The organism is Adhaeretor mobilis, from assembly GCF_007741515.1.
In the GTDB taxonomy this organism is placed as follows: domain Bacteria; phylum Planctomycetota; class Planctomycetia; order Pirellulales; family Lacipirellulaceae; genus Adhaeretor; species Adhaeretor mobilis.
In genome coordinates this window covers 2,365,346-2,377,696 of the sequence record NZ_CP036263.1, presented here as the reverse complement: position 1 = coordinate 2,377,696, position 12,351 = coordinate 2,365,346, and the positions used below count along the sequence as shown (strand labels likewise).

The following is a 12,351-nucleotide window of genomic DNA, read 5'->3' as shown; positions in this document are numbered from 1 at the left end:
CGGTATCTAGGTAGGATCAACCGTGTTGAAGATACGATCACCTGCATCGCCGAGGCCCGGGACGATGAACTTCTGGTCGTTGAGGACCGGATCGATCTTGCACACGTAGATCTGTGCTTCGGGGAATTGCTCGGCAACCATATCGACGCCTTCTTGCGAGGCAATCAGGGAGAGCACCTTCACATGGGGCACGCCCCACTCGCGGAGCGCGGTGAGCGCTGCCGTGACGGAACCTCCGGTGGCGAGCATCGGATCAGTGACGAGCGCGACATCCACGGGGCGCTCGTTGGGCAGTTTGTCGTAGTAGGTCACCGGCTGGGCGGTCGCTTCATCGCGATAGAGCCCCAGGTGCCAAACTTCTGCCATGGGCAAGAGATCGAGCACGGGGTCAACCATGCCAAGGCCGGCGCGTAGGATAGGCACTAGGCCGATGCGACCTTGAATCTTTACGCCTTCGGCCATGGCGACCGGGGTTTGCACCTCGACCGGCTCGATGGGCAAGTCTTTGGTAGCTTCGTAGGCCATCAACACGGCAAGACGACGGACCGAGTGGCGGAACGAACTGGGACGCGTCTCTTCATTGCGCATCCAAGTGATGTGTCGTTGCACCAAAGGGTGGTTGATTTGGTAGACCCCGCCCTTAGGTTTGGCGGACGATTGCTGCTCTGAAGGGGGGATTGCATCCACTATGCTGGCCATGCTCACAAGCTCACGGAAAAAGAAAGGCGACCTCCACTGCTAGCAGTCTAAGCGGTGAGACTGCGATTGGGAAGAAATAAAGTCGGCAGGGGGCAGCGGGCGGTCGGCAGTTCCGCTCCGGATTCCAACAAGACTGCCGACTGCCCACTAATTTATTGGGGTCTCGCAGACTCTAACGATAGAGTGAAGATTGCTAGGCTAAACGCCTACTCGGCAATGATCTAGCATTTCCTCGGCACTGGAAACATAGCTGATGAGAAAGGGGCCGAATTCGGCGTAGCGGGCGCTCGCTTCATCGAAGCGCATGCGATAGACGATATCTTTGAGATACTCAGGGTTGGCCGCCCAGAGGGTGACGCCCCATTCCCAGTCGTCGAAACCTAGTCCGACGGTGATGAGCTGCGATACCTTGCCGGCGAACGCCATGCCGCTGCGGGCATGCTCGCTCATCATGCGGTTACGCTCTTTCTTGTCGAGCGTGAACCAGTTCTCGCCCGTCTTTCGCTTCTTATTCATCGGGTAGAAGCAAGTGCTTGGGTAGTCGGGCAGCGTGGGCGTGAGCCGCTGCTTGTTCATTCCCTCAAGTCGCCCCTCGTAACCCTTCAACTTGGCCGCATAGGTGGGGCTGTCCTTCTCTTCGCCTTCCGCTACTAACCGTGCGCCAAATTGCTCGACACTGGGCACGTACTCGCTAATCTCTGTGACAGAAACGAACGAATAGCCAGGCTTCAGTGCGATACCCAATGGGCTGCTCATGAGCCGCTGGTGGACACTATCGACCACTAATGGATCGGGGTCCATAAGCATGAGTGAGAAGTCCGCCTTGTGACCGCTCACGACGGAAGTTTGCATTCTTGTGGGCTGCGCCTGACTATTGGGCAGCTCAGCAGTGGGATCGAGCGTTTCGATCAGCGCAGCTCGCCCGGCTGAGAGCTGCTCGCTGGGCAGCTGAGCGAGAACTTGACGATCCCACGTGTAATAGAGATGGCTGGTATGCCAGCCGCCCCCACTGGGGACCAAAGAAATTTCCGCCGGCGTGGCCTGCGGACGACCTGAAGTGGGACGATTCATAATGAGCTGGGAGGCAACTTAAAAGCAAACGGCGGAACCGGGTGAAGTCTTCTCGCATGTTAGTGAATCGTCCTATCGGGGTGAAGTGCCTAGGAGTGGGAGTACGTGGCCTTTGGTTAACTTGCTTTGGTGGGGTGTATAGTCGGGAACCGGGAAAATGGGACGCGGATTGGGCTGATGGGAATGGATTTCGTTTCAATATTCGTCTGATTGCAAATCGTTTACTGCTTGCCAAAGCTCGATGTCCTTTTCTTGCAGCGATGGGTCAATATCGTTCAGCGAGCTTTCAATTTCCCAGAAGCAAGCTTTAGCTCGATAAGCTTTGCAAGCTGGATGACTTTGTGGCCGTCTAAATCGTTGGCTACATCCAACGGATTGGGAAAGGCGACCGACGCAGGCTTACCATCTCCAGGATAATCACCCGTCGTGAGAAAGTCGATTTTCACACGACTTTGGGCGTCTCGCAACGCTTTTCTACCTGTAATGAGGCGGATATAGCTCAACCTTTTAAGCGCCGAGTGGATGCGTTCTGACCCTTCTCGCGTGACAATTAGGTTGACATCGTGCGTTATCCGTCTGTACCCATGAATGCATATCGCCAAAGCACCTGCCAGAACTTTTTCGATACCTAGTTCGCCGAGCAGGCAAACAACTTTTCTTAGTGCTTTGTGGACTTCGCTCTCGTTCTCGAAGTACCTACCGCCTTCACTCAAAGCAAGCCTTAGATCATCGTCGAGCAGTTGGTCGTAGGTGCCGAGGATAGCTTCCATTTAGATTCCATCCACAGCTTGAGAAAAATCATCCACTAAGCGGCCCAACACTTCATGAGTCAGTACCGCTGGTACGCGGACGCGCGCTTTGCCCGGTTGTTTTTCGTAGCGGTGCAATGCGACCGAGCCGCCGCGGCGGAGGAGGAGCTCGTAGTAGCGGCAACCGTTGTCGTCTTGCTGAGGCGGATTGCTACGCATTTGCACCGTGCAACCTTGGGCGTCGGTCTCGATCGGGGAGATCGGCTCCAGCAAGTAATTCACGCGGCTACACAAGGCTTGACTGGCGGCTTGAATACGTGGCAGATCGATGCCAGCGAGCTCGGAGGTTTCGAGCGTTAAGTCAGTAACCGTTACCGCCAACTGCTCGCACTGCAACGCCTTGCAATTAACTTCACGCGCACCTTCATCGACGGTTAGGGCGACACTAGTTTGCCCTAGCGAGGTTTGCAATCCAGCGAGTAGTTTTTGGGCTAGCGTCATTTGACCTAATTCATTCTTGAACCACAGAGGGCACGGAGATTCACAGAGAAATTTGGAGTAGCTTTTCAAGCCTCATGTTGTCCTCTGTGTTCCTCTGCGCTCTCTGTGGTTCAAAAAAACTAGTGGGAATTCCTAATCCTCTGAATCCTCAGAAAAATCAAACAAATCTGAAAGTGATTCTCCATAGTCGCATTCGTGTTCTTCGCCGTCGTAGGTGAGTACCGTTTTCGTATCGTCAACGATGGTCTCAAGGTGCACGGGTCGATTCCACAGCTTCTGGAGGTTCTCCAGCGTGTCGGTTGCGTAATCGATCTGCAAATCCACGCCACTGTGCTCATGCTTTAAGTATAGTTCGCCGCGATTGCGAAAATTGCCGTCAGTCACGGAAATTAGCGGTCTGCCGCGATTAGTAAGGCTCGACAGTAATTGTTGTTTGACCTGCGGGAACTCGCGGCTTTCGATTTCATAGGCTTCGCTGCCCGGGTTGTAGCCGAACCGAAACAGCTTGTGTTCGCGAACGAAATCAAGCGTGAGAAATTCGTCAATAAACGTGAGGTCGTTGTGGATGCGGCGCACCTCAAAGATTTTCTCCAGGCCAAGACCGGCGTTGGTGTTCCAGCGACGACGTTCGGCATCGTCATCGCACTCTTCGTACTCTCGACCAAAAGCGCCGCGATTCCAACGGCTTTCAATATCGCGGAACATTTCAATGCCAACTTTGTAGGGATTGAGCTGTGTGGGGCTACTCGCTAGGGTGCCGCTGTGGTGATCGCAGTAGTTCACGATGTCCGCAGTCGTTAGCCCCTGGGTCGTCATGATCTTGGAATGCCAATAGCTAGCCCAACCCTCGTTCATGATTTTGGTTTGCCCTTGCGGAGCGAAGTAATAGGCCTCGTCGCGGATGATCGACAACACATCCGCTTGCCAGCCATCGAGCGGAGCATGCTCTAGCAGGAACAACAGCACATCGCGCTCGGGATGTTCGGGGACTTTCCGAGGCTCGACATCGTGTTTTTCCCCTGGAAGCTCACGTGGATTAACAAACGTATCCATATAGTCCTTCGAGCGGAAACGGCGCGGCTTCTTCGCTTCCTCTTCCCTCTCTCCATTGAGTGTCGAAGATTTACGATCGGCGCGGCGCTTGATATGAGGCGAGTACACGTCGATCAAGTCTTCGAGACTTAGGCACGCGTCGATGAACTCTTCGACCGTTTCTACACCCACTTTGTCCATGATCTTACGAATGCGCGTGCCGTGATTGGCCGTCTCGTCCATCATCTTGCGACTGGTGTGCGAGAACCACTGGTTGTTCTTGAAGAAATCGCAATGCCCGTATACGTGGGCCATGACGAGCTTTTGATCGATCGGCCCGTTGCAGCGCATGAGGTACGCATAGCAGGGGTCGTTATTGATGACCATCTCGTAAATCTTCTGCAGACCGTACTGGTAGCCGCGACTGAGCGACTCGTACTCCATGCCGAACCGCCAATGCGGATAGCGGGTCGGAAACCCGCCCCGAGCGGCAATCATATTGAGTTCGTCGGCGTCGATGAGCTCGAAGATCGTGGGGTAAAAGTCCAGCCCGTGCCCGCGCGCATACTCCTCGACCTCGACCTGCATCGCGGCCAACTCGGGCGTTAGGTTGGATGATTGAATCAGGGGCATGTTTGATTACTTGCGGCGTAATTATTGTTGAACCACAGAGGACACGGAGAGCACGGAGGTTTGTTGGTAGGCTCTCGCAAAGGCGCTAAGGCACGAAGAAGTCAATAGAAGATAGGTTTGGTTGTTTCACGTTCTATATTGAGTTTGGTTTAGTGAATCATGTTGGCGTGTCTTTTGCGACTTTGAGCCCTTACGAGCAAAAACATCAGCCTCCGTGTCCTCTGTGGTTCAAAACTAACGTCCCTTTCCGAGAAAAGTTTTGATTGACTCATAAATGCCATCCTTGTCGGGAATCTCTGACAGTACCAATGTTTCGTTTCCTGCGAACTGTTTCTCTAGCGAGTCGAGAAACTCGCCGCTGCCGTAGGGGCTTTCCACTTGACCGTAGCAGAAGAGATTCACACGGGGGAGCAAGCGATCGGTGAGCAGCTCGAACGCTTGCCGGTTGTCATCCCCCCAGTTGTCGCCGTCGGAGAATTGGAAGCAGTAAATATTCCAGAGTTCAGCGGGAAATTCGCGATCGATCAGTTGAGCTGCTGTACGGTAGGCACTGCTGATGCGCGTGCCGCCACTCTCGCGGGTGTGGTAGAAAGTGTGTTCGTCGACTTGCTTGGCTACGGCATCGTGGATTATGTAACGTCGCTGGACGCCCTTGTACTGGCTGCCTAACCAGGCGTCGATCCAGAACGACTCGGTACGGACGATCTCCTTCTGATCGTCGGTCATCGAGCCAGACACATCCATCATGTAAATTACCGCGGCGTTCACATGCGGTATGGGCACGTCGTTCCAACTGCGGTACTGCTTGTCGGCTTTGATCGGAATGACCCTGGGCTCTAACGGTTCGTACACGCCAGTGGAAATCTGCCGCTTCAGCGCTCGCAAATAAGTCCGTCGAAAATGTCGCAACGACTCGGGGCCCGTTTGTCGCACACTGTTGTACTTGCTCTTCTCCGCTTCGACACTGGCGTTGCCCTTAGGTTTGATGCGGGGGAGTTCAAGCTCGTCGCCTAGCATTTCGGCCAGTTCGTCGAGCGTCACCTCGACTTCCATCAGGTGACCGCTGCCCGGTTCGCTACCCGCACCTCCGGCCCCCTGGGGACCTTGCCCCGGCTTGCCGACAGGGGAACCCACTTCGCCATCGCCCTGCCCTACCCCGCCGGAGCCGTTCTTGCCGAACTTGAATCGCGGCACGTCTAACTGAGGCACGGGGATGCTGACCAAGTCTTTCCCCCGGCGGCCGATCATTTCGCCGTGGGTGATGTACTTGCGCAGATTGTCCCTAATTCGCCCGCGGACGATTTGTTTGAACCGGCGTTGATCGCGTTTGATGTCCATTCGGTTTCTAGCCCAGAGCTTATGTCATTCCGACGGGAGGCTCGCCGACCGAGGAATCCAGGTTGAGTACCAAATAGAGTTCAACTCGGATTCCTCAGTCGCTCGGCTCCTGTCGGAATGACATGATGGTGACTGCTCCCTGCCCACTGCCCACTATTCCTTGGTATCACCCCTGGCAAAAATGCTTGCTACGTACTGCAAGACATCGGTGGCGCTTTCGTCGTCGTAGCCGTAGTCGCGAATGAGGCGGCCTTTGACGACATCGATTTTTTGCTGCGTTTCCGCATCGACTACGTTCGACACGAGGCTCGTGAGCTTGATCGAGTCCTTCTGGTCTTCGAACAGCTTCAGCTCAAGCGCTTTGTTGAGGCGTTCGTTCGTCTTGTAGTCGAACTTCTTACCGTCGATCGACAAAGCACCGATGTAGTTCATGATTTCGCGTCGGAAATCGTCCTTGCGGCTGTCGGGGATATCGATCTTCTCTTCGATGGAACGCATGAGGCGTTCATCTGGCTCGTCGTACTGCCCCGTGTAGGGGTTCTTAACCTTCTCACGCTGGGTGTACGCTTTGATATTGTCGATGTAGTTGCCGCACAGTCTGGAAAGGGCATCCTCGTCGGCGGCGATTGCCCGTTGGACTTCGTTTTTCACAATGTTTGAGTACTCCTCTTTGACGACATCGAGCAGCTCGCGGTATTCCTGTTTTGTGTCCTCGTTGTTGAGCAGGCCGTGGTGCTTCAAGCCGGAAGCCAGCTCGTTGAGAACCATAAACGGGTTAATCGATCGCGCATCGGGGTGCGCGACCAGCGCGTTGGAAATTTTATCCTGCACGTAGCGCGGCGAAATGCCAACGAGACCTTCGTTAACTGCATCTTCGCGCAGCTCGGCTATGTTCTCCTCGGTGAAGCCGGGTAGCGTTTTGCCGTTGTAGAGCTTGAGCTTTTGCAAACGGGTCAGCCCCGCGTGCTTGGGCTCTTCAAGCCGTGTGAGCAACGCCCACATGGCTGCCATCTCGATCGTATGCGGCGCGATGTGCTTATTGGCGACCGTCTTCTCGTTGTAATCTTTCTCGTAAATATGGATTTCCTCTTCGAGCGTCGTGACGTAAGGAATATCAATCTTTACCGTCCGGTCGCGAAGCGCCTCCATGAACTCGTTGTTCTTAAGCCGACGATACTCGGGCTCGTTCGTGTGTCCGATGATCACCTCGTCGATGTCGGTCTGGGCAAACTTCTTCGGCTTGATGCGGTGCTCTTGGCTTGCACCAAGCAGGTCGTAGAGGAAGGCTACGTCCAGTTTCAGCACTTCTACAAACTCAATGAGCCCGCGATTGGCGACGTTGAACTCGCCATCGAAGTTAAACGCGCGCGGGTCGCTATCGCTGCCATAGACGGCGATTTTGCGATAGTTGATATCGCCGGTCAGCTCGGTGGCGTCTTGATTCTTCTCGTCCTTAGGCTGGAACGTGCCGATGCCCACGCGATCTTTCTCGCTGAGGATTACGCGCTTAATGCGAATATCGTCGACCACGCGAGTCCAATCGCCGTCGTACTTCTTGAGCCGTTGCTGATACATGAAGCGGCAGAACGGGTCGAGCTCGCCACGGATGCGCACTTTGAAGTCGTCTAGCCCGCGGTCCCTATTGAGTTGGGCCATGACGTCAGCACGGAAACGCTCGGGGATCAGGTGCAGGGGCTCCTCGTTCATGGGGCACCAATGCACTTCCTCTCGATTCTCCTCATCCACCCAACCGAGCGTATAGAGGGCACCCTCGTCCGTGGTGGAGTAGCGCTGCAAGCCTTGCTTGAGGAGCCGTACGATTGTGCTCTTACTACTACCCACTGGACCGTGCAGTAGGAGGACTCGCTTTTCGATACCGTACTCAAAGGCTGCGCTCTTCAACGCATTGACCAGCTTGTGGAGCGGCTCGCGCAAGCCAAACACGGCGTCGCGCCCGTCGTTAGTGGGATCGTCGAAGAAACGGTAGCGATAGACCTTTTCTCGACCGTTTTTCTCAACGTCTACGCCGTACGAGAGGATCATGTCGTACACGCGCTGGTACGCAGTGCGTGTGACCTGCGGCGTGGTGCGCACGATGTCTAGATACTCAGCGAACGTGCCGACCCAGTTTTTGCGTCGAAATTTGTCGCGATCTTGTTGCTCGGAAACCAGGGAGATGATGTCGTTACCGGTCGTCATGGCCTTTTGCTCCTCTTCGATCCAAATGAGATCATGGGATTCAATGATCGGATGATGCACTGATACTAGGACGGACTTATGCTTGGCTTCGTGGTATTTCTGTTCTGGCTTGCTATTTTGACTTTCTACATTGGTCGCTCTAAGAGAGATCGCTCTCGTTGTCGTGGGTTCAGTTCATTTTTCGTGAAAAGGAATGGACGCGTCGAAGTTGTCTGGTCAATGTTGTTGCAAACGGTTGCTCCGTTGAACCTTCGTCGGGACTACCAACACTGAAGTAAGCCGCACGTGGCTGCCAAGACTGGCGATCAGTCCAGCTGGCCATCAGCCTGAATACGATCTGTCTGAATGGAAAGCCGCGGTGGCAAGTTCAGCGGTGACGCACCCAGAGTGTGCGTGAGCAGCTTACAAAGCGACTGCTGACGCCGGGGGTGGGAGAGACCCAAAGCGAAGGTTGGCAAAGAGCGGTAGGGAGATTGCTCTGAGCAGGTGGGGTACCTGCGTGGCAGGCAGCGACGTTCTTGGGGAGCGAACATTCGCTTGCGCTGCTAATTCAAGTATCAGCACAAGTTGCAAGAAAGGCAACTCGAACTGTTCGGGCACTTCGTGAAAAAGTGCGAAGGTGCACCGAAATACTTACCCTCGAAATGCTCTTGGTGCCTGACTTCTCAGTGCAAGACATTCCCGAATAGCCGCGGGCCAACGGCCCGCCGGAGAAGTGCTAGCGAGCTTAATCCCAAAGTTGCGGTTTGTGGCAGGTTCCCGGCAGGCCGTTGGCCCGCGGCTATTGGGGGTAACGAAGCTTGAAACAGCCCCGAGTGGCAAAATATTCCGATTGAGAGGACTTTTCCGAAAGTCCTGATTCCCACCATGACGATACTGCCTGTACGTATTGGTTCCCGGGGGGGCTACCAAGAAGTTGTTTTCGCTCCAATATTGCGAAACGACTTCGAGTTCCAAGGCGGAAGAGGCGTCGGTGACGTCTCTCCGTGGGATCGAACTATGAAGCTCTCCGATATCTACAACCATGCCTCTGCTGGCATGGCGTTGCTGGCATTGATAGCCGTGGGAATCGCTCCGCAAGCCGCGGCAGCTCACCACACAGGTGCCCAGCATATTCACTTCCAAAAGCCAAACCTTGGGAAATCGTCTTCGAGTGAAGGCGTGACATTTCGGAGCCCATCTGGAGCTGACGACGATCGTGTCAATGCTCAACGCTCTGCGTCCAGCCCAAGCCCGGCCAAGGCAGAGGAGCCTATCGCCAAAAGAGGATCGACGACGAAAATAGTACGGCGTACGTCGGCCGAGTCGGGAGAGATAACAACCAAACGAATTGCGAAATCGCAACCGCCCGTCGAGAGAACGCCAGCCTATGTAGCTGATGCTCGTGCTGCTGATTTGCAGCGTAGAGCAAATGCCAGAGGCACTCAAAAGTCTTATCGCGATAGTACAGTCCGCACCGCGGGCTATTCCAATGAAGAACGACTCGCCATGCGGGGACACTATCAGCGTCCGGGCGGATATGCGTCTCCTGCGCCACAGTGCGACACCTGTCTCGGTGGCTGTACGTGTGAACCCGGTTGCGGAATCGGCGAGCCGAGCTGTGGCATCTACGAACCAGGTTGCGGAATCGTAGAGCCTGGATGTGGAATTGTTGAACCAGGGTGCGGCATCTACGAACCGGACTGCGGTATTGTCGAGCAAGGCTGTGGCTGTGCCGAGCCGGGTTGCGGAATCTGTGACTACGGCCCAAGCTGCGGAGTCGCCGAGCCTGCCTGCGGGTGTGATACCCTTGGTGGGTGCGACGCGTGCTGTGGCGATGGCGTTGGCTGTGGCTCGTGCGTTGACGACCAAGACTACGACTGCATCCCGATTTGTATCCCACGCTTCAAGACTCTTCAGGTCTGGGGTGGCGTGCACGCGTTCAAAGGTCCACGCGATAGCTTTAGTAACGGCCCTGGCGACGCGAACTTCGGGTTCCAAGAAGGCGTTGGCATCAGCGGCCGCGCCCCACTCATCGGGCTCCTATTCCCTGAGTTAAGCTACCAGCTCGGTTATCAAGGCGTTCAGAGCCGCTTCTCGGGAACTTCCAATGGCGACGCGAATGATCGCAGCCAACATTTCGTAACCGGTGGTTTCTTCCGTCGCGTGCCGGTTGGTTTGCAGTTCGGTGCCGTGTTCGATTTCATGCGTGATGACCTGATCATGGAGGAAGACTTCCACCAGATTCGTTACGAGGTGAGCCTGAAGAGCCCGAAAGGTCGCGAGGTTGGCTTCTGGGGTGCCTCAGCCACCAATAACGCGGTTGTCGGGGGAATCGATTACGAAGCGGTACAACAGTATGCGATTTTCTACCGCTGGCACTTTAAGAACGGCAACACAGGTCGGATCTGGGGCGGTGGAACCAACGACGAAGAAGGCCTTGTGGGTGCTGACTTCCAAGTGTCGCTCAACGATCGTTGGTCACTCCAAACAGGGTTTAACTACCTAATCACCGATGCCGCAGCCGGCTCAATTGGTGCCCGAGAAGAGTCCTGGAACGTCGGTACGAACCTTGTCTGGCACTGGGGCAAGACAGCTCGCAGCGGCTGCAAGAGCCGGTTCCGTCCGCTGTTCAACGTAGCTGACAACGGCTGGATGTTTATCGACCAGGTTCGGTAAACAAACTTGTCCGCCAGCGACTCACAGCGAATTTCAGATAACCAGGGGGGAAGAAACAGGCTGGCTGCCCATCGGGTAGCCAGCCTGTTCGCTGCGCTGGAAGAGGCGATGCATTGCCATAACCACGCTACCGCCGGCGCTGCAATATCTGATGATCTTGGGAAGAGCGTTGTCGCAGATCGTGCAGCGTTATCTGCGTGCTTCTCGAATCCGTGAGGTCTTCCTCGCCCCAGCGGTCGAAGGTCACCTCAATCTCCAGCGGCTTCAGCGCGCCGCTGCGCTCAACCGTTAGCAGCGCGGTCTCGGTCGGGTTGTGCTTAGCGACCAGCCGAATGAGGTGCTCGAAGCTCTTCACTGCTTCGCCATCGACATGGGTCACAACGTCGTTTTTCCGCAAACCAGCTCGATCTGCCGCACTGCCCTTTTCCACGTCCCCAATGCGTCCGTTTTGCACGACAGGGTCACCACGCACACCCAAGCGAGCCCCGCTGCGAACGTCGATCTCTTGTAAGTGGGGCATTTTCTCTTTGAGTCGAGCTAGCATCGCCTTGGAAACAGGAGTCCCGTAAAACTCCAAGCGAGTTAGCTGTTTGGCCGACTCTAGGGTTTTCAGCAACTCCTCAGACACTTCAGCAGAGTGAAAGCTCACTATCGTGGCACTACGTACGTCGGCGATTGCGGTAAGTACCTGCTCGTCGACTTTCGTATCGGGCCCGAGAACCACCTGCAGGTTAAAATGCGATGAACGCACCAAGTTGCGACGCAAGTCTCTTTGTATCTTCACACCGGACTTCAGGAGATAGGTCAGTGCGACCTGCTCACGCACTCGATCGAGTGCATTCTTTGCCATCTTTGCCTCAGCAGGGCGATTCTTCAGTTGGGCCAATTGGCCGAGCGTGGCAAGTCGGAAAGTGTCCGAATCGTTGCCGGACCACTCGAGGAGGATATTCAATGTTCTCGTTGAAGTTTCCAGACTTTCGCTCTGGGCTGCTTTTCCAACCTGCAGGAGCGCGGGCTCGCCGAGGGCGGCAAGTTCTCGCTGGGCACCTTCGCGAACGATAAACCGATCGTCATCCAATTGAAGGATCAATTGGGCGATACGCTTCTCGGCAAGTTCACTGACAGAGGGATCGGCGGCTGCAGCTCTAGGACCTTCCAAGCCAGGACCGACTGAATCCTGGGCCAGGGAGGACGCCGCGCCGCATGCAAATAGGCCCAGCGCGCAGAGCGAGACGCCGCAACATAGCAGGCGGTGCTGAGACTTCGACAATTCTGGGCGATTTGCTATGTTCACTAGTGAATTATAACACCTTCGTGGGCATCTCTCGACGGAAAATGCAGGGGCTAAAGTAGGCAAACCGTACTTCTGGGCAGCCCGTTGTTACCTACTGCCGGTTGAATTACGCTCTGAAGAGGCCGTTGTTCACGCAGCGGAGAACCACCCCGCCGCCCCCAGATCCCTCACTTTATT

9 protein-coding genes are annotated in these 12,351 nt (G+C 55.3%); 1 reads left to right on the top strand and 8 read right to left on the bottom strand.

What is annotated here, in order from left to right; genetic code table 11:
* Positions 1-6: 6 nt before the first annotated feature.
* The 7 genes from upp to HG15A2_RS09290 form a co-directional block, all read right to left on the bottom strand.
* Positions 7-699 carry a uracil phosphoribosyltransferase gene (gene upp / locus HG15A2_RS09320; RefSeq protein WP_145059899.1) on the bottom strand — a complete coding sequence of 231 codons (693 nt, stop codon included), beginning with the start codon at positions 697-699 and terminating at the stop codon, positions 7-9.
* 198 nt (positions 700-897) lie between these two features.
* Positions 898-1,770, bottom strand: a complete 873-nt coding sequence (gene hemQ, locus HG15A2_RS09315) for a hydrogen peroxide-dependent heme synthase (RefSeq protein WP_145059898.1) — start codon at positions 1,768-1,770, stop codon at positions 898-900.
* A 275-nt stretch (positions 1,771-2,045) separates the two neighbouring features.
* Positions 2,046-2,540: a hypothetical protein gene (locus HG15A2_RS09310; RefSeq protein WP_145059896.1), complete on the bottom strand. Its 495-nt coding sequence runs from the start codon at positions 2,538-2,540 to the stop codon at positions 2,046-2,048.
* Positions 2,541-3,020 (bottom strand): hypothetical protein, encoded by a 480-nt coding sequence (locus HG15A2_RS09305; RefSeq protein WP_145059895.1) that lies wholly within the window; start codon positions 3,018-3,020, stop codon positions 2,541-2,543. It abuts the gene before it with no gap.
* 132 nt (positions 3,021-3,152) lie between these two features.
* The gene (locus HG15A2_RS09300; protein WP_145059893.1) at positions 3,153-4,685 is read right to left on the bottom strand and encodes a SpoVR family protein; all 1,533 of its coding nucleotides are present in this window, start codon (positions 4,683-4,685) and stop codon (positions 3,153-3,155) included.
* Positions 4,686-4,919: 234 nt separating this feature from the next.
* Entirely contained in the window at positions 4,920-6,023 is a 1,104-nt protein-coding gene (locus tag HG15A2_RS09295) for a DUF444 family protein (RefSeq protein ID WP_145059892.1), read from the bottom strand.
* 153 nt (positions 6,024-6,176) lie between these two features.
* Entirely contained in the window at positions 6,177-8,222 is a 2,046-nt protein-coding gene (locus tag HG15A2_RS09290; protein ID WP_145059891.1) for a PrkA family serine protein kinase, read from the bottom strand.
* Between the two features lie 999 nt (positions 8,223-9,221).
* Between HG15A2_RS09290 and HG15A2_RS09285 the strand changes: the two genes are divergently transcribed.
* Positions 9,222-10,880, top strand: coding sequence for a DUF6666 family protein (locus tag HG15A2_RS09285; RefSeq protein ID WP_145059889.1), 1,659 nt, complete (start codon positions 9,222-9,224; stop codon positions 10,878-10,880).
* Positions 10,881-11,007: 127 nt separating this feature from the next.
* Here HG15A2_RS09285 and HG15A2_RS09280 read toward each other — a convergent pair whose 3' ends face one another.
* Positions 11,008-12,039, bottom strand: coding sequence for a PDZ domain-containing protein (locus HG15A2_RS09280; protein ID WP_145059888.1), 1,032 nt, complete (start codon positions 12,037-12,039; stop codon positions 11,008-11,010).
* Positions 12,040-12,351: the final 312 nt, after the last annotated feature.